Raw genomic sequence first — 16,000 nt, 5'->3', positions numbered from 1 at the left:
GGTTTCCCTCTCGTTAACGGGCCAGGCCACGTTCCAGCCAGCGCTTGCTGGAGAAACTCACCAGCGCGTCGAGCGCCAGGGCCAGCAGCGCGGTGCACGCGGCACCCAGCAACAGCTGCGGCTGGTTGTTCAGGGCGATGCCGGGGAAGATCAGGCTGCCCAGGCTGTTGGCGCCGATCAGGAATGCCAGCGGCGCGGTACCCACGTTCAGCGCCAGGGCCACGCGCACCCCGCCGACGATGATCGGCACGGCATTGGGCAGTTCCACCTGCCACAGCTGCTGGCGCGGGGTCATGCCGATACCGGTGGCGGCTTCCTTGAGCGAGGCGGGGACGTTTTTCAGGCCCTCGTAGGTATTGCGCACGATGGGCAGCAGGGAGGCGAGGAACAGCGCGAAGATCGCGGGACCTGCGCCGATGCCCAGGATGCTCAGGGCGATGGCCAGGACGGCCAGGGGAGGAATGGTGTTGCCAACGTTGAAAAACTGCATGAAGCGCTCGGCCTTGTCGACCCGGTGCGGTCGACTCAAGGCAATGCCGGCGGGGATGCCCACGGCCAGCGCCGCCGCCATCGAAGCCAGCACCAGGACCAGGTGCGCTTGCAGGTAGAACCCAAGATCGTCGCGGTAGCGGGCGATCGTGTCGATGCCGATCCAGTGGACCAGCAGGGCCAGGATGACGAGCACGGCGGCCCATCCCAACAGCCCTTTTCCGTAGCGTGCAGCCACAGGCGGACTCCTTTTTTATAGTCGGCGATCACACCCCCGTGCGGCCGGCCATTCCTGGCGGCGGGCAGCGTGGTCGCGAGCAGCAGCCCGATGCGCGGCATCAGGCCATGAGCCGAACCCCGTCGGGCTCGTGAAGCAGGTGAAACCAGCCCTGAACCAAAGCGGGTTGCAGGGGAGTGGACGTCTCCGTGGAGGGAAAGGTTCCCATCTTGGGCGGCATTTGGCCAGTGTTAATAACTGGTTGCTTGTAAAAATGACGAGAAAAAACGGCGTATTTAAGTGCTGAAGGCGTTGAAGTAACTGTCCTGTGGCCATTTGTCGTGATAAAGCGATTGTACGGTAGATTGGTTGTGGTTGTTCCGGTCCTTTCGCGGGCAAGCCCGGTCCCACGAGTGCCCGTTCGGGGGGCGCCTTTCGTATCTTCGGTTTTGGCCCGCGCCCCGACTTCAGGTATGATATCGCCCCTTTTTGAATCCCCAGTCAGGCGATTTCCCATGACCAACCAGGCCGCCGAAGTCGCGAAGCGCCGCACTTTCGCAATCATTTCCCACCCCGACCTTACCCTCTAGGTCAGGCTGCGACAGGCCCTGCCATATTCTTAAACAATCTACTGATTTTATTGAAGAATCCCTGGTCACCCGCGACAATCAAAGACATCCGAAGACAGGCTAAGCCGCTTAAGTTATGAATCGCCCCTGGTTTCCTAGACACTCTCCAAGCTCAGAAAATAGCGTTTCTCATACTCTACTGGAGACAGCTGCATAGCACTGCTGTGTCGACGCTTGGGGTTATAGAACATCTCGATGTAATCGAAAATATCACTTCGGGCTTCGTCACGCGTTGCGTAGATCTTTCGTCGGATTCGCTCCCGCTTCAAAAGCTGGAAAAAGCTCTCGGCTACGGCATTGTCGTGGCAGTTTCCCCGTCGGCTCATGCTGCTGATCACATTGTTGGCCTTCAGGAAGCTTGTAAGCGATCCATGAACCCCACCTACCGAGAATAGGAAGTCGCAGTTATCGTGGCATCTCCGGCGAGCAGTTCCACGGCAGTAGCGCTTCATAGTCTGCTACAGACTGCGCGTGGGGCAGTCGCTCCAGTACGTGGCGCAGCCACGTATAAGGCTCTTGGCCGTTGATCTTTGCAGTCTCGACCAATCTGTAGATCTGGGCACTGGCCGTGGCCCCCTTGGGCGTGTCGCTGAACAGCCAGGCCTTGCGACCGATGACAAACGGCTTGATCGAGCGCTCAGCCAGATTGTTGTCGATTGGTAGATAACCAGCCTCGACGTAACGCACCAACCGGCTCCAGTTATTCGCCAGATAATTCACGGCCTTGCCCAGCACGCTTTGCGGCGTCACTTGGGATTGGGCCTTGTCCAACCAACTTTTCAACTGGGTCAGGACTGGCAGGCTTTGCGCCTGTCGCGCTACATAACGCTGCTCGTCACTGGCGTCTTTCAGTTCGCGCTCGATGCCATACAGCTTGTTGATCATTGCCAGTGCGACATCGGCCCGTCCGGTTTTGCCTTTAGGCTGCACTTTCTGAGCGTCGACGAATTTGCGCCGGGCATGCGCCATGCACGCCAACCGTTCCACGCCAGGCTGCAGCGCCAACGCGTTATAGCCGGCGTAATCGTCCGTCATGACATACCCGCGATAACTTTCCAGCAGGCGCAACGGCACTTCCTGCGCCCGACTGGAGCTGTAGTCGAACAGCACGATTTTTCGGTCAGGCGGTCCGCTGACTTGCACCCACATCCAGGATTGGCTGGTCGGGTCTCGATCCGGTTCTTTCAGTACCAGGACACGGGTTTCATCGCAATGGATGACCGGACTTTCCAGTAATCGCTCACGCATCAAATTCAGCAGCGGCTGGACATGTTCGCTGCATTGGATGATCCAGCGCGCCAGTGTCTGACGTGGAATGTCGATCCCGTGCCGGCTCAGGACACTTTCAAAACGGTGCAGCGGCAAGCCATCGACATACTTGGTGGTCAGCAACATCGCCAACACGCTCGGGCTGGCCATGCTCTTCTCGATCAGTTGAGCCGGTTTGTCTGCCGTGATCGGGGCAACTTCACATCCCCGGCAGCCGTAGACCTTACGGACATGTTTGAGCACGCGGATCTGCATCGGCACGATATCCAGCTGCTCGCTGATTTCCTCACCGATCTCATGCTTGCGGCAACCGCATGCACAGGTCAGTTCGTGTTCAGGCAGTTCGTGGATGACTTCGATACGCGGCAGATCAGCCGAGAGTGGCTTGCGTTTTCCCCGGCGTGGCGCTGGTGTGACGACTTCTTCATCCGGCGTCTCCACCGTCAACAGAGGCTCGCTCTCTGCCTCGTTGAACATCGCCAGTTGCGGCGTGTTGGGGTCGATGGCCTGCTCGGACTTGCGGCCGAAAAGACGATCACGCAGCAACTTGATCTGTTCTTTCAGATCAACGATGTGGGTGGCGTAGGCTTCTTTGACTTCCTGCTCACGCGAGCGTGCTGCGTAAGCCTCAAGGAGCATTTGCTTGAGCAGGACAGGGTCATCGGGAAGGTCATCGGGCATGGAATTCATGCCGAGGATTATACCGATTCAGGCAACGAAACGAGGGGTCAAAACCTGATGCGGACGGTTGCGCCAGAGGTCGAAGCCGTCGAGTAGCCAGTTCAGCTCCTGAACAGTCAGGACAATGGCTTCGTCAGTGATGTCGGGCGAGGTTTTGAAGCGCTCGGATTCCAGGCGCTTGAGCCAGAGACAGAAACCGTTGCGCTCCCAATAGAGGATCTTCACGCGATTGCGCGGTTTGTTGAGGAACACGAAAAGAACCGGGTCGAACACGGCCACCTTGATATCCAGTTCAACCAAGGCTGCGAGGCCATCGATGGATTTTCGAAAGTCGACGGGCTTGGGGTAGAGATAGACTTTTTCGACTTTGGCGTCGGGGCGCATCATCGTCGGCAGGCTCCAGAAAGAAATCGGGAGCACAGCATCGGGGATCAGGTAAGCGCTTTGAATGTGGGGTTCATGGAGCGCTTACCGATGTCATGGCTGCCTTCGAGCAGGCGCGCCAGGCGCCGCGCAACCCGTTCCCGGACGTGATGGCAGCGTTTGAACGCGCCACTGCTGTATTCCGCCGGGAAAGAAAGGAGCAGCGCGAAGGTGAGGGGCCAAAGAAGCCCAGGCCGTTAACGCCGTCGCGTCACCGCAAAGGCCATGAGCCTGATCGGGAGCGTTAAAATAGAAGGCTCAAATGTCTCAGCATACGTCACTCATCTTGCTTGCTGTTGGACAGGACGTAACCAGCTACAGTCCCAAGAAGTGCTGCCAGTGTTTCAATTTGGAATTTAGTAAGTAGTGCAAGTATTAACAATGTTGGGATGAATAGGACAACACCAATTGCCTTGAGTGAGTTAGGCCCAAACCCTTGATTCTTTGCTTTAACCCGTTTGTAAACAATGTTTAAGCCGTAAAGCATTGCTATTACAGCGCCTAGAACTGCTATGAAATGCACCCATGTAATATCTGGTTGTGTAGGCACTATGCTCTCCTTGCTGCGTGATTGTAATACATAACTATAGCCTTTCCCTTGGTGCTGCAAGTCGCTGGTTCTCTCAGGCTATGGAGTTTAACCGGCGAATTTTGGGGTGATTCTCTCTCAGCGGGTCACTAAGTAACCCGCTGAGAGAATCCATTCACACATTAATTAGCTCAGGATTTGCTTGAGCTTTTCAGTCAAGATGGGTCTTCTGGCCTCAATAAATTCTCCAAAATCTTCAAATTCCAGACTGACATCCGGTATTAAATGATTATTCAGGAAAGTGACGCGATCCTGACTTTTCGTCTGTGAATTGACCCAAGACGACAGATCATTGTGCTGTTTCGACATGTTTTCGTTCGCGTCCAGCATCTGAAGATTTAATATGGAGTTGTAAGTCCACCAGCCATATTCTTCGTTGTCGTCTACCGAAAGATCGTTAAACATCCCTTCTGGATGCATATGATCTTTATGGAAGTTGTTGTTTTTATAATCAAGATTTGGATAAAGTAACGCCAGTATGGAGAAGGCGTACATGTCATCTTTTTGAGTCAGCAGAATGTCGGCGATGAATTCGTCTGTAATGCCCGTATCTCTTTTCGTATTTTCATTGATGCTGTTAACGGGGAAAAGAGGTGCATCAAACTCAATGGCGGCCAGGGATACATCATTGGTAAATGCCTTGCGGATTTGACTCAGTACGCTATCAGATGTGCCGCCAAATATTCGTTTGATCAAGACAACATGAAGCCATTTTTTAATGATGCTCCGGTCATCTGCGCATGAGACTTTGGTGTGAAAGTCTTTATAGATGTCTTTGTGGTAGAGATAATATATTATGGGGATTAGCGCATTTTTAGATGTCAGGGTTGAATCCGAAAATCCAAATGATTTGACGAGATCAAAAACAGACAGCACAGAGTCTCTGATTTTGTCCCACTCTTTTTCAAACTCAATAGCATTGCTTTTTGAGAAGTTCGTGACTTTGAATTTGATGTCCTTGCTGTGAAGGTAGAGGAATGCCTTCAGGATAAAATCTTTTGAGATTGTGAATCCTTTGTCTCGCACATTGTCGACGAGAGTATGGATTTCTTTTCGGGCGTCTTTTTTATCCCAGTTTGCAACAGCAATGGACATTATCAGGTCAGAGAAATTCAATGGCTCGCCGCCACTGTTTATTCTGATGAAAATGTTCAGCGCCTTATCAATGCTTTGCTCTGTTTCCAGGAAGAAGTTGATGATTGGCTTTGAGTGAATTACGTTTTTGAGTGTTGCCAGGCTTCTGTACGAAAACTCACTTGATTTCAGGTTGTGAAGATCAAGGTATTTATTGAACTCGAAGTCGTCTGAAAGGGCCAGGATTTCAGAGACCTTAAACCACTTTGCCCTGTTTGATTCAAACTCGTTTTTTGTCAGGAACTTGAACTCATAAATTCTGCCGTCCTCTTCATTTTCCAGCGGGTTCTCGATGTTCAAATACAGATGCCTAGTTGGATAGACGCGCTCTGTGTTTTCCTCGTGGAGACGTGGTGTCCGATATGCATAACTTCCGCGCAGGCCGATGTAAAGAGATGTTAATCGTTGCTGGCCATCCAGAACCGCTGTGAAGTCATTGTGGGTGCTGGTGCTGAATTCTTCATTATGGGTCTTGTAGCGCTGTCTGAAGTCTTTCAGGAACTGATAGAATTTATAGTTTGTCTTTGTTTCGCCTTCGACCCGCCAGAACAGGAATGAACTGATGGGGTAGTTTCTCATTATTGAGTCAAATAACCATTCAATCTTGTCGTAGCTCCACTCAAATTCACGCTGGATAGCGGGGAGCAGGTATTGATTGTTTTCAATGTTCCTGATGGCAGCTGAAATGGTGATGGGGGTCTGGAATGACATTTAAGGTTCCTGGCGCTTGTATTTTGAGTGGTAAGCACACTCCTAACGCCTGACGCTACCAATTTGCCATCAGCCCGTCCAGTAAGGGTTTAGGGCTTATCCCGTGGGCGTTTGGAGGTGCTTTTTGTTACAATGCGCGATTTCCTGCGCTGGCCTGTAGCAATTGGCCAAGGGCACCTTTTCAGCTGTGTACATAACAGCGTACACAATCGAGATCCAGAACGATGTCCGACAGCAAAATTGTCAATGAAGTCAACAGCCGACGCACGTTTGCCATCATTTCCCACCCCGACGCCGGTAAGACCACCATCACCGAGAAGCTCCTGCTGATGGGCAAGGCGATCTCCGTCGCGGGTACCGTGAAGTCGCGCAAGTCCGACCGCCACGCCACCTCCGACTGGATGGAAATGGAGAAGCAGCGCGGCATCTCCATCACCACCTCGGTGATGCAGTTCCCTTACCGCGAGCACATGATCAACCTGCTCGACACCCCCGGCCACGAGGACTTCTCGGAAGATACCTACCGCACCCTGACCGCGGTGGACTCGGCGCTCATGGTGCTCGACGGTGGTAAGGGTGTAGAGCCGCGTACCATCGCCCTGATGGACGTCTGCCGCCTGCGCGACACGCCGATCGTCAGCTTCATCAACAAACTCGACCGTGACATCCGTGATCCGATTGAACTGCTCGACGAGATCGAGGCAGTCCTGAAGATCAAGGCCGCGCCAATTACCTGGCCGATCGGTTGCTACCGCGACTTCAAGGGCGTGTACCACCTCACCGGCGACTACATCGTCGTCTACACCCCGGGCCACGGCCACGAGCGCACCGAAGCCAAGATCATCCAGAACCTGGACTCCGACGAGGCCCGCGCGCACCTCGGTGACCAGTACGATTCGTTCGTCGAGCAACTGGAACTGGTGCAGGGTGCCTGCCACGAGTTCAACCAGGACGAGTTCATCAACGGCCAGCTGACCCCGGTGTTCTTCGGTACCGCCCTGGGCAACTTCGGTGTCGACCATGTGCTCGACGCGGTCGTCGACTGGGCGCCACGCCCGCTGGGCCGGGTGGCCCACGAGCGTACCGTTGAGCCCGTGGAAGAGAAGTTCACCGGTTTCGTGTTCAAGATCCAGGCGAACATGGACCCGAAACACCGCGACCGCATCGCGTTCATGCGTATCTGCTCGGGCAAGTACGAGAAGGGCATGAAGATGCGCCATGTGCGGATCAACAAGGACCTGCGCATCGGCGATGCGCTGACCTTCTTCTCCTCCGAGCGCGAGCAGCTGGAAGAGGCCTATGCCGGCGACATCATCGGCCTGCACAATCACGGCACCATCCAGATCGGCGACACCTTCACCGAAGGCGAGGCCCTGGGCTTCACCGGTATCCCGCACTTCGCCCCGGAGCTGTTCCGCCGCGTGCGCCTGAAGGACCCGCTGAAATCCAAGCAGCTGCGCCAGGGCCTGCAGCAGCTGGCCGAAGAGGGCGCGACGCAGGTGTTCTTCCCCGAACGCAGCAACGACATCATCCTTGGCGCGGTCGGTGTGCTGCAGTTCGACGTGGTCGCCAGCCGTCTGAAGGAAGAGTACAAGGTCGAGTGCGCCTACGAGCCGATCACCGTCTGGTCGGCGCGCTGGATCAGCTGCGACGACAAGAAGAAGCTCGAGGAATTCCAGAACAAGGCCATGGAGAACCTGGCCATCGACGGCGGCGGTCACCTGACCTACCTGGCCCCGACCCGGGTCAACCTGTCGCTGATGGAAGAGCGCTGGCCGGACATCAAGTTCCGCGCTACTCGCGAGCATCACTGATCGTACAGGCCTTCATCTGATCCTGTAGCAGCGGCCTTGCCGACGCCTCGGCAAGGCCGTTCCTACAGGGGCTGCGTAATACCCGCAATCAATTCCCTGCTTTTATGCTGGTCCAGATCCGCGTCCTGATCCGGTCGATCTTCGCCGGCATCGCCTCCAGGGCATACAGCTTGCCCATCACATCCGCGCTCGGGTAGATCATCGTGTTGCCCTTCATCGCCGGGTCCACCAGCCCGTCGGCCTGCTGGTTGCCATTGGCGTATTGCACGAAGTTGCTGATGTTCGCCATCACTTCCGGCTGCAACAGATAGTTCATGTAGGCGTACCCGGCTTTCTCGTTGGGCGCATCGGCCGGCATGGCGACCATGTCGAACCACATCGGCGCGCCTTCCTTCGGAATCGAGTAGCCCACCTTCACCCCGTTCTTCGCCTCCTCGGCGCGGTTCTTTGCCTGCAGCACGTCACCCGAGAAGCCCACCACCAGGCACACATCGCCATTGGCCAGGTCGCCGGTGTACTTCGAGGAGTGGAAGTAGCTGATGTACGGGCGCACTGTCATCAGCAACGCCTTGGCCTTGTCGTAGTCCGCCGGGTTCTGGCTGTGGTGCGGCAGGCCCAGGTAGTGCAGGGCGATCGGCAGCAGCTCGGGGCCATTGTCCAGTACGGCCACGCCGCAGCGCTTGAGCTTGGAGAGGTACTCGGGCTTGAAGAACAGGTCCCACGAGTCGATGGGCGCGTTGTCGCCGAGCACCGCCTTGACCTTGTCGATGTTGTAGCCGATGCCGGTGCTGCCCCACAGGTAGGGGAAGCCGTACTGGTTGCCCGGGTCGTTCACCTCCAGCGCCTTGAGCAGCACCGGGTTGAGGTTCTTCCAGTTCGGCAGCTGCGACTTGTCGAGTTTTTTCAGGGCCTTGCCCTGGATCTGCCGGGCCATGAAGTGGTTGGACGGGAACACCACGTCGTAGCCGGAGTTGCCGGTCATCAGCTTGCCGTCGAGTGTCTCGTTGCTGTCGAACACATCGTAGGTGGGCACGATGCCGGTGGTTTGCTGGAAGCTCTTCAGGGTGTCCGGGGCGATGTAGCTCGACCAGTTGTAGATCTTCACCGAGTCGGCGGCGCCGGCAACGCTTGCGGCCAGCATCAGGGGAGCGATAAGGAGCGTGCGCATGTCGGGGTTACCTTGCTTTGTCTGTTGTTATCGAAGGCAGGCGATCAGCGGATCAGAAAATCAGTACGTAGGTCTTGCGCACGGTCTCCTGGATATCCCAGGTGCCGACGCTGTTGGCCGGTAGCATCAGGGCGTCTCCGGCTTCTATGACTAGCGGCTCGCCGCCATCTGGGGTGAAGGTGCAGCGGCCCTTGATGAAGTGGCAGAACTCCTGTTGCACGATCTGCCGCCGCCAGCGCCCCGGGGTGCACTCCCATATCCCGGTCTCGACGCCGTCATTGCGTTCGATGCAGGTGACCGAGGTGACCGCAACCGGCTCGCCGAGGGGCACGGCAACCGGGGTGGCGCTGTCCAGGATAACGCTGTCGGTGTGCTTGAACTGGGTGATGCTCATGACCGGTGGATCCTGTGTGGTGATGAAGGGAAGTCAGTGCATGAAACCTTCCATGAAGTCGGCCAACCCGCTGGCCAGGCGCCGCCGCCAGGGGGCACTGGCCGGGTTGGCGAGGGTCCGGTCCTCGTGGACGAAACTCTGGATGATCGCGTTGTAGCCCAGCCAGCGGCAGGGCTCAGGTGGCCAGCTGGCCAGGCTCGCCAGCGGGCGGTTGTCATGCACCCAGGGCTGGGCGGTGAGCGCGTTGTGCTGGCCGAGGATCAGGGCCGCCAGGGTGCGTCCGCCCAGGTTGGTGGCGCCGACGCCTTCGCCGCCGTAGCCGCCGGACAGGGCGATGCCGCGCTGGCGATCGCACAGCATGTGCGGGCGGAAGCGCCGGGCCATGCCCAGGTTGCCGCCCCAGGAATGGGTGATGCGCACATGCTTGAGCTGCGGGAACAGCTCGCCGAACAGGTAGCGGCGTAGCTCGATCTCGTTGTCGGTGAGGGTGAAGTTCTCGCGCAGGCGACCGCCGAAGCGGTAGCCGCCGCGGGCACCGAACACCAGGCGGTTGTCGGCGCTGCGCTGGCCGTAGGTGACCTGGCGGCTGTTTTCGCTGAAGGCCTGGCCCTGGCTCAGGCCGATCTGTTCCCAGGTCGACTCGGGCAACGGCTCGGTGGCCACCAGCAGGCTCTGCACCGGCAACTGGTGCCGCCCGAGCGGGGGCAAGCTGGCGGCGTAGCCTTCGACGGCCGGCACCATCCAATGGCTGCGGATGCGTGCCAGTGGGGTGCGCACTTCGCCGGTCTGCCAGTCGATGGCCGGGGTGTTTTCGTAGATCGGCACGCCCATGGCCTCGACCGTCCGTGCCAGGCCGCGCACCAATCTGGCCGGTTGGATCGTGGCCACATGCGGGCTGTAGAGGGCGCCGTAGGGGTTGCTGACCTTCAACTGGGCATCCAGCTGTTCGGGGCGCAGCCAGCGGTAGTCGTCCTCGTTCATGCCCTGGCGGTAGAGGTCATCGAGCCAGGCGCGCAGGCTGCGTTCCTGTTCCGGGTAACGGGCGGCGCAGTACAGCACCCCGCCCTTGCGGTAGTCGCAGGCGATGCCTTCGCGCAGGAGCACATCGTGGACTTCGTCGGGAATGCCGTGCAGCAGGTCGATGCTTTCACGCCGCTGCTGCGGCGAGAGCGTGGCCAGCAGGCGATCCTCGCCCAGCAGGTTGCCCATCAGCCAGCCGCCGTTGCGTCCGGAGGCGCCGAAGCCGGCGATATTGGCCTCGATCACGGCGATGTTCAACTGCGGCGCCTGGTGCTTGAGGTAGTAAGCGGTCCACAGGCCGGTGTAACCGGCGCCGATGATGCACACATCGACATCAAGGTCCTGGCGCAGGGCCGGGCGCGCGCACAGGGGCTCGTCGAGCTGGTCCATCCACAGGCTGATCGTGCGCAGGGGTTGCATCGGGTCGGGCTCCACATCCGGTCGAGGTCTGTGGGCGATCCTAGTGAAGCGCAAGGCGGGCTGTCTTACGTGCGTGCACGCAGGGAAATTTGCTTGAGGTAGGCCTTGGGCGACAGTCCCGTGTGCTCGCGAAAGCACTTGTAGAAGGCTGACAGCGAGTTGAAGCCGGCATTGAACGCCAGTTCGTCGATAGCTGTACGCGCGCTGCCAGCATCGAGGCTGGCTATCAGGTGTTGCAGGCGCGCCTGGTTGACGTAGCGGTAGAAGCTCTGACCGAGCACCTGGTTGAGCAGGTAGGAGATCTGGTTGCGGCTGTAGCCGCTTTCGTCGGCAACCTGCTGCAGGTCGAGCTCCGGGTCGAGGTAGGGACGTTGGGCCTGGAAGTAATGCTCCAGGTCCTGGGCCATGGTCGACAGCTGGCGCGGTGACAGGCCCAGGCGGCTGGTCGCCGGGCGCGGGCCGTGCGGCAGGCTGGCATTGCCGCCCTGGCGCACCAGGGTGGCGTATTCGTTGACCCGCCAGATCAGCCCGTCCCGGACCGTGATCGCTTCGCTGGACTGGAACGCCACCAATCCCTGGCCGCCCTGGACCGTGACCTGGTACTGGATGAACGCTGTGCAGCCGTCGACGCGGATGCGGTCGCTGTGGACGATGTCCTCGCCGGCTTCATGGGGTAGGCAGGCGCGCACGTAGTCGCGCAGTTCGTCGAAGCCGAGCACGCGGTTCTGGAAGAAGTCGTGGTACTGGATGTCTGGGTGGTACAGCGCCATCACCCCGTCCAGGTCGCGATGCTTCCAGCACAGGTGGTAGCGCATGACGGTGTCGGCGGTGAGCGGGGTCTGCCCAGGGCCGTCGGGGACGGTGGTGATAGACATGCCGCTGATGGTGCCTCGTCATGTCCCGGTCTGACAAGAACGCTTGCATTCAGGATTGCAGAAGGCCATGTCTTTTTCGGCACGATCTGGCATTTTGCATGATGTTCAGCGATTTCCTACAAGCCAACTACCTGATTTATAAAGAAGTCATGTTTTGACACAAAGTGGCACAGCACCTGCACCGCCTTACCCGAGAACGGACCTCCCCTCAGATAAGGCGTCGAAATCATGATCACACCTGCCGATTACCCCACCAACGACCCCAATCGCTCCGGTGTTTCCTGGGCCGCGATCTTCGCTGGCGCAGCAGCAGCGGCCGCATTGTCCCTGATCCTGGTGATATTGGGATCAGGGTTGGGGCTGGCCGCCACCTCGCCTTGGGCCGACGAAGGCGCCAGCGCCAAGGTCCTTGGCATTTCAACCATCATCTGGCTATTGATCACCCAGATACTGGCCTCGGGTCTAGGTGGTTACATCGCGGGACGTCTTCGCGTGAAATGGGCCAACCTGCACGGCGACGAAGTGTATTTCCGCGACACTGCCCATGGCTTCCTGGCCTGGGCGGTTGCCACGCTCGTGGCCGCCCTGTTGGTGCTGGGTACTGCGGGCAACCTGCTGGGAGCCGGTGTTACTGCAGCGTCCGGGGTGGCTGGCGCCACTGCGGCTGCAGGCGTGGCTGGCAGCGATCGTCAAGGCCGGGACTCGATGGGCTACTTCGTCGATGGCTTGTTCCGCGGCCAAGGCCCGGTGGCGGTCAGTGACGACGCGGCAAATGGTGTGGCGGCGCGCATTCTGACACGCTCGCTAGTCCAGGGGGGCGCACTTTCGCCGGAGGACCGGACCTACCTGGCCCAGGTTGTCGCCCAGCGCACACGCCTGACACAACCCGAGGCTGAAGCCCGGGTCGATCAGGTCTATGCGCAGCTGCAGCAAGCCAAGCTCGAGGCCAAACAAGCTGCAGACGTTGCGACCAAGGCGGCGGCCTGGACGGCGTTGTGGACCTTCGTCGCCCTGCTTTGCGGCGCCTTCTTCGCCAGCCTGGCGGCATTGTTCGGCGGCCGGCAGCGTGACCGGGTGCAGTGGCTGCAAGGCAGTCCGGCCGACTACAACGTGCGCCACACCGCTGCACCGATCCGATAACTTGGAACAAGGAGATCTGTCATGCGCTCATTATTGCTGTGGATGCTCGGAGTACCTATTCCCGTGATCATCCTGATTGCATTGTTCATGCACTGAAAAATGAAAACGCCGCCCCGAAGGGCGGCGTTCTCATTGGGGCATCCCGCTACAGGAACTGCTCGGCATAATGGCAAGCCACCTGCCGTGTACTCACCTGCCGCAACGCCGGTACTTCCTTGGTGCAACGGTCGGTGGCATAAGGGCAACGCTTGTGGAACGCGCAACCATCCGGCGGATTCAGTGGGTTGGGCAGTTCACCGGCGATGCGGATCTTCGGCTTGAGCGGATCCGGGTGGATCGCCGGGGTCGCAGACAGCAGCGCCTGCGTGTACGGGTGCAACGGCTTCTCGTAGATATCTTCCTTCGGTCCCATCTCCGCCGGCCGCCCCAGGTACATCACCAGCACCTGGTCGGCCACATGACGTACCACCGCCAGGTTGTGGGAGATGAACACGTAGGCGGTGTTGAACTCCTTTTGCAGGTCCATGAACAGGTTCAGCACCTGGGCCTGGATCGACACGTCGAGGGCCGAGGTCGGCTCGTCGGCCACCAGCACCTTGGGCTGCAGCATCATTGCCCGGGCCAGGGCGATGCGCTGGCGCTGTCCGCCGGAGAACATGTGCGGATAACGCTGGTAGTGCTCGGGGCGCAGGCCCACCTGCTCCATCATCTTCTGCACTTTCTCGCGACGCTCGGTCTTGCTCAGCGAGGTGTTGATCAGCAGTGGCTCGGCGAGCTGGTCGCCGATCTTCTGCCGTGGGTTGAGCGAGGCGTAGGGGCTCTGGAACACCATCTGCACGTCGCGACGCAGTTGCTTGCGCTGGTCCTTGCTGGCGCCCTTGACCTCGTGGCCGGCGATTTGCAGCGAGCCGGAGGAGGGTTCCTCGATCAGGGTCAGGGCCCGGGCCAGGGTCGATTTGCCACAGCCGGACTCACCGACCACGGCCAGGGTCTTGCCGGCCTCCAGTTCGAACGACACGCCGTTGAGCGCGCGGACCAGCGCATGCCCCTTGAACATGCCGCGGGAGACTTCGTAGTGGCGGGTCAGCTCACGAGCGGAAAGAACGACGGCCATCACGCCACCTCCTGGTTCAGCGGATAGAAGCAACGCACCAGGCTGTGGGCCTGGGGATCGAGGGCCGGGCGCTGCCGGCGGCAGTTTTCCTGGACATAGGGGCAGCGCGGCGACAGCAGGCAGCCTTGCGGGCGGTCATAGCGGCCGGGGACGATGCCGGGCAGGGTGGCCAGGCGCTCGGCGCCGATGCTGTGCTCGGGGATGGCCGCCAGCAGCGCTTCGCTGTACGGGTGGGCGGGGATGTCGAACAGCTCCGGCACCTGGCCGACTTCGACGGCCTGGCCCGCGTACATCACGCATACGCGCTTGGCGGTCTCGGCGACCACCGCCAGGTCGTGGGTGATGAGAATGAGCGCCATGTTGCGCTCCTTCTGCAGGTTGACCAACAGCTCCATGATCTGCGCCTGGATGGTCACATCCAGGGCAGTGGTCGGTTCGTCGGCGATCAGCAGCTTCGGCTCGCCGGCGATGGCCATGGCGATCGCCACCCGTTGACTCATGCCGCCGGACAGCTGGTGCGGGTAGGCGTCCAGGCGGCTTTCGGCGGCCGGGATCTCGACTTTCTTCAGCAGCTCAAGGGCACGCTGGCGCGCGGCCTTGCCTTTCAGGCCGAGGTGCTGGCGCAGCACTTCCTCGATCTGGTAGCCCACGGTGTAGCTGGGGTTGAGCGCGGTCATCGGGTCCTGGAAGACCATGGCGATGTCCTTGCCCACCACTTTGCGGCGCTGGCGGCCGCTGAGCTTGAGCATGTCGATGCCGTCGAAGTTGAGCACGTCGGCGGTGATGCGCCCAGGGGCGTCGATCAGGCCCATCAGGGCCATCATGGTGACGGACTTGCCGGAGCCGGACTCGCCAACGATGGCGAGGATCTCGCCGGCGTCCACGCTCAGTTCGAGGCCATCCACCACGGGCACGGCATTGGCGTCGCCGAAGCGCACGTTCAGGTTGTTGATCTGCAACAGTGACATGGCGTTCTCCTCAGGCGGCGTTCTTGAGTTTCGGGTCCAGCGCATCGCGCAGGCCGTCGCCCATCAGGTTGATTGCCAGCACACTGAGCAAGATGGTCAGGCCGGGCAGGCTCACCACCCACCAGGCGCGCTCGATGTAGTCGCGGGCCGAGGCCAGCATGGTGCCCCACTCGGGGGTCGGCGGCTGGACGCCGAGGCCGAGGAAGCCCAGGGCGGCGGCATCCAGAATGGCCGAGGAGAAGCTCAGCGTTGCCTGGACGATCAGCGGCGCCATGCAGTTGGGCAGCACGGTGACGAACATCAGGCGTGGCAGGCCGGCGCCGGCCAGGCGCGCGGCGGTGACATAGTCGCGGTTCAGCTCGCCCATCACCGCGGCGCGGGTCAGGCGCACGTAGGAGGGCAGCGAGACGATGGCGATGGCGATCACCGTGTTGATCAAGCCTGGGCCGAGGATGGCGACGATGGCCACGGCCAGCAGCAGCGATGGCAGGGCCAGCATCACGTCCATCAGGCGCATGATCGAGGGGCCGAGGATCTGCGGGAAGAAGCCGGCCAGCAGGCCCAGCAGGATGCCCGGGATCAGCGACATCACCACCGATGACAGGCCGATCAGCAGCGACAGGCGGGCGCCCTGGATCAGGCGCGAGAGCAGGTCGCGGCCCAGTTCGTCGGTGCCGAGGATGAACTGCCAGGTGCCGCCTTCGAGCCACACCGGTGGGGTGAGCAGGAAGTCGCGGTACTGCTCGCTGGGGTTGTGCGGCGCGACCCAGGGGGCAAACAGGGCGCAGAACACCACCAGGGTCATGAAGGCCAGGCCGGCCACCGCGCCCTTGTTGCGCGAGAAGGCCTGCCAGAACTCTTTGTATGGCGAGGGGTAGAGCAAGCTTTGGTCGACCACGCTGGGCGGGGTGACGGATTTTGGAATCGGGCTGGTCATGGCGGAGT

General features: G+C 59.8%; 14 protein-coding genes and 2 pseudogenes. 3 read left to right on the top strand and 13 right to left on the bottom strand.

The genetic code is table 11. The features are described 5' to 3' along the window. Positions 1-13: 13 nt before the first annotated feature. Positions 14-727, bottom strand: a complete 714-nt coding sequence (locus tag CC207_RS15880) for an ABC transporter permease (protein ID WP_028689613.1) — start codon at positions 725-727, stop codon at positions 14-16. 494 nt (positions 728-1,221) lie between these two features. Here CC207_RS15880 and CC207_RS28370 point away from each other — a divergent pair. Further along, positions 1,222-1,284, top strand: a pseudogene (locus CC207_RS28370) (hypothetical protein); the annotation flags it as partial. 146 nt (positions 1,285-1,430) lie between these two features. Here CC207_RS28370 and CC207_RS15875 read toward each other — a convergent pair. The 5 genes and pseudogenes from CC207_RS15875 to CC207_RS15855 all read right to left on the bottom strand — a co-directional run. Next, positions 1,431-1,694 (bottom strand): annotated as a pseudogene (locus CC207_RS15875) (IS3 family transposase); the annotation flags it as partial. Between the two features lie 46 nt (positions 1,695-1,740). Then, the gene (locus tag CC207_RS15870; protein WP_088852380.1) at positions 1,741-3,294 is read right to left on the bottom strand and encodes an IS66 family transposase; all 1,554 of its coding nucleotides are present in this window, start codon (positions 3,292-3,294) and stop codon (positions 1,741-1,743) included. An 18-nt stretch (positions 3,295-3,312) separates the two neighbouring features. Next, the gene (gene tnpB / locus CC207_RS15865) at positions 3,313-3,672 is read right to left on the bottom strand and encodes an IS66 family insertion sequence element accessory protein TnpB (protein WP_230384521.1); all 360 of its coding nucleotides are present in this window, start codon (positions 3,670-3,672) and stop codon (positions 3,313-3,315) included. 313 nt (positions 3,673-3,985) lie between these two features. After that, a complete protein-coding gene (locus CC207_RS15860; protein ID WP_088852379.1) occupies positions 3,986-4,258 on the bottom strand; it encodes a hypothetical protein in 273 nt (90 codons plus the stop codon). 165 nt (positions 4,259-4,423) lie between these two features. Further along, on the bottom strand, positions 4,424-6,142 hold the full coding sequence (locus CC207_RS15855) for a DUF262 domain-containing protein (protein ID WP_088852378.1): 1,719 nt from the start codon (positions 6,140-6,142) through the stop codon (positions 4,424-4,426). A gap of 224 nt (positions 6,143-6,366) precedes the next feature. On the opposite strand from CC207_RS15855, the gene CC207_RS15850 reads away from it, so the two are divergent. Beyond that, entirely contained in the window at positions 6,367-7,956 is a 1,590-nt protein-coding gene (locus CC207_RS15850) for a peptide chain release factor 3 (RefSeq protein WP_088852377.1), read from the top strand. A gap of 88 nt (positions 7,957-8,044) precedes the next feature. Here the strand turns inward: CC207_RS15850 and CC207_RS15845 are convergent, their stop codons facing one another. The 4 genes from CC207_RS15845 to CC207_RS15830 form a co-directional block, all read right to left on the bottom strand. Then, positions 8,045-9,124 (bottom strand): polyamine ABC transporter substrate-binding protein, encoded by a 1,080-nt coding sequence (locus tag CC207_RS15845; protein WP_062364535.1) that lies wholly within the window; start codon positions 9,122-9,124, stop codon positions 8,045-8,047. A 52-nt stretch (positions 9,125-9,176) separates the two neighbouring features. Then, positions 9,177-9,518, bottom strand: coding sequence for a cupin domain-containing protein (locus CC207_RS15840; RefSeq protein ID WP_028689616.1), 342 nt, complete (start codon positions 9,516-9,518; stop codon positions 9,177-9,179). 33 nt (positions 9,519-9,551) lie between these two features. Beyond that, the gene (locus tag CC207_RS15835; RefSeq protein WP_028689617.1) at positions 9,552-10,958 is read right to left on the bottom strand and encodes an FAD-binding oxidoreductase; all 1,407 of its coding nucleotides are present in this window, start codon (positions 10,956-10,958) and stop codon (positions 9,552-9,554) included. A 65-nt stretch (positions 10,959-11,023) separates the two neighbouring features. Continuing rightward, positions 11,024-11,833 (bottom strand): nuclear transport factor 2 family protein, encoded by an 810-nt coding sequence (locus CC207_RS15830; protein ID WP_028689618.1) that lies wholly within the window; start codon positions 11,831-11,833, stop codon positions 11,024-11,026. A gap of 228 nt (positions 11,834-12,061) precedes the next feature. Between CC207_RS15830 and CC207_RS15825 the strand changes: the two genes are divergently transcribed. Beyond that, a complete protein-coding gene (locus CC207_RS15825; RefSeq protein ID WP_028689619.1) occupies positions 12,062-12,973 on the top strand; it encodes a hypothetical protein in 912 nt (303 codons plus the stop codon). Positions 12,974-13,118: 145 nt separating this feature from the next. On the opposite strand, the gene CC207_RS15820 is transcribed toward CC207_RS15825, so the two are convergent. Genes CC207_RS15820 through CC207_RS15810 form a run of 3 tightly spaced genes read right to left on the bottom strand, consistent with a single transcriptional unit; the run spans position 13,119 to position 15,992 of the window. Then, positions 13,119-14,087, bottom strand: a complete 969-nt coding sequence (locus CC207_RS15820; protein WP_069015842.1) for a peptide ABC transporter ATP-binding protein — start codon at positions 14,085-14,087, stop codon at positions 13,119-13,121. Beyond that, positions 14,087-15,055 carry an ABC transporter ATP-binding protein gene (locus CC207_RS15815; protein WP_028689621.1) on the bottom strand — a complete coding sequence of 323 codons (969 nt, stop codon included), beginning with the start codon at positions 15,053-15,055 and terminating at the stop codon, positions 14,087-14,089. The genes CC207_RS15820 and CC207_RS15815 overlap by 1 nt, the downstream gene beginning before the upstream one ends. A gap of 10 nt (positions 15,056-15,065) precedes the next feature. Next, positions 15,066-15,992, bottom strand: coding sequence for an ABC transporter permease subunit (locus tag CC207_RS15810; RefSeq protein WP_028689622.1), 927 nt, complete (start codon positions 15,990-15,992; stop codon positions 15,066-15,068). Between the last annotated feature and the right edge of the window lie 8 nt (positions 15,993-16,000).

This window comes from Pseudomonas sp. DrBHI1 (assembly GCF_002205115.1).
In the GTDB taxonomy this organism is placed as follows: domain Bacteria; phylum Pseudomonadota; class Gammaproteobacteria; order Pseudomonadales; family Pseudomonadaceae; genus Aquipseudomonas; species Aquipseudomonas mosselii.
The sequence above is the reverse complement of the archived record's forward strand: the minus strand, read 5'-3'. Positions and strand labels throughout refer to the sequence as shown.

Bases quoted from the DNA above. Each gene is read 5' to 3' on its own strand.
- tnpB (WP_230384521.1), bottom strand. From the start codon at position 3,672: ATGATGCGCCCCGACGCCAAAGTCGAAAAAGTCTATCTCTACCCCAAG.
- CC207_RS15835 (WP_028689617.1), bottom strand. From the start codon at position 10,958: ATGCAACCCCTGCGCACGATCAGCCTGTGGATGGACCAGCTCGACGAG.
- CC207_RS15855 (WP_088852378.1), bottom strand. From the start codon at position 6,142: ATGTCATTCCAGACCCCCATCACCATTTCAGCTGCCATCAGGAACATT.
- CC207_RS15845 (WP_062364535.1), bottom strand. From the start codon at position 9,124: ATGCGCACGCTCCTTATCGCTCCCCTGATGCTGGCCGCAAGCGTTGCC.
- CC207_RS15850 (WP_088852377.1), top strand. From the start codon at position 6,367: ATGTCCGACAGCAAAATTGTCAATGAAGTCAACAGCCGACGCACGTTT.
- CC207_RS15815 (WP_028689621.1), bottom strand. From the start codon at position 15,055: ATGTCACTGTTGCAGATCAACAACCTGAACGTGCGCTTCGGCGACGCC.
- CC207_RS15830 (WP_028689618.1), bottom strand. From the start codon at position 11,833: ATGTCTATCACCACCGTCCCCGACGGCCCTGGGCAGACCCCGCTCACC.
- CC207_RS15825 (WP_028689619.1), top strand. From the start codon at position 12,062: ATGATCACACCTGCCGATTACCCCACCAACGACCCCAATCGCTCCGGT.
- CC207_RS15840 (WP_028689616.1), bottom strand. From the start codon at position 9,518: ATGAGCATCACCCAGTTCAAGCACACCGACAGCGTTATCCTGGACAGC.
- CC207_RS15870 (WP_088852380.1), bottom strand. From the start codon at position 3,294: ATGAATTCCATGCCCGATGACCTTCCCGATGACCCTGTCCTGCTCAAG.
- CC207_RS15820 (WP_069015842.1), bottom strand. From the start codon at position 14,087: ATGGCCGTCGTTCTTTCCGCTCGTGAGCTGACCCGCCACTACGAAGTC.
- CC207_RS15810 (WP_028689622.1), bottom strand. From the start codon at position 15,992: ATGACCAGCCCGATTCCAAAATCCGTCACCCCGCCCAGCGTGGTCGAC.